This window comes from Streptomyces sp. NPDC002623, assembly GCF_053592635.1.
The window spans coordinates 1-1073 of record NZ_JBSFWB010000114.1; the positions used below are offsets into that span (position 1 = coordinate 1).

Annotated in this window: 1 protein-coding gene and 1 pseudogene; both read left to right on the forward strand. The window is 69.6% G+C overall.

Features of this window, described 5'->3' with window-relative positions; genetic code table 11:
- A pseudogene (locus ACWD4O_RS48795) lies at positions 1-121 on the forward strand (IS5/IS1182 family transposase); the annotation flags it as partial.
- Between the two features lie 435 nt (positions 122-556).
- Positions 557-1073 (forward strand): AMP-binding protein (locus ACWD4O_RS48800; RefSeq protein ID WP_451289601.1); only part of this gene is annotated, 517 nt, incomplete at its 3' end.

Here is a 1073-nt window from a genome sequence, read left to right on the forward strand (position 1 = left end):
GCATGTGATCGGCCGGATGAAGAACTACAAGATCCTCCGCGACTGCCGGCAGCGCGGCGACGGCCTCCACCATGCGGTCCAGGCCGTCGCTCACAAGCGCAACCTCGCCCTCGCATCATGACCACAAGATGTGTAGCCGTTGAACGCATGGGAGTCGACTGCGTGAACGCCCTGCACACCGAGGGTGTGACCGTGGCTGGATCGAGGGCTGCTGTCCCGTTGTAGTTCGTCTATGAAAGTTGCACCAAGATCACTCAACAACTTCACATTGGGCGCGGAAAGGAAGACCGCGGCTTGTGGAACTGCCATGCTCGCAGGTGCCGAGGGCGGTGACTTCGGCCTTGATCACGGAAACCCTGAGATCGTCTGTGCCTGCCTCTGTGCCCGCCGCACGTACAACGGCGGAGTGTCTCGCGGACCTTGCCGCGCGCACGCTGCGCAGCAAACGTGCTGCCGTCCCCGACCGGCGGCACGGCAACATCCCGCTGTGAGCGCGGCGCAGCCGTAACAACACCCCCTGGACGGGGACTTGACCAGTGACGTGAGGAGTTCCCCCATGCCCGCGCGCGCCCTTCCGCACGCCCCCGGCACATCCCCCGCAGCACCGGAAGACCTGCCCACCCTCCCCGCCCATCTCGCGCACTGGGCCCATCACACCCCCGGCCGCCGCGCGTTCACCTTCGCCGACCACCACAGCCCCGGTCTGCGCGGCAGCCTTCGTGTGCTCACCTGGCACCGCCTCGACCTACGCACGCGCGCGGTCGCCGCCCGGCTGGCCGAGACCGTGGCGCCCGGCGAACGCGTCGCGCTGCTCAGCCCCCAGGGCATGGACTACGTCATCGGCTTCCTCGCCGCGCTCAGGGCCGGTATGGTCGCCGTCCCGCTGTTCACGCCCGACCTGCCGGGACACGCCGACCGCCTGGCCGGAGTCCTGGCCGACGCGCGGCCCTGCGCCGTCCTCACCACCAGCGGTGCGGTCGACACCGTACGCGCCTTCCTCGACGCCCACGGCCTGCGGCCCCGCATCGTCGTCACCGACCTCGTCCCCGACGACCGGGCAGGCGGCCCGCTGC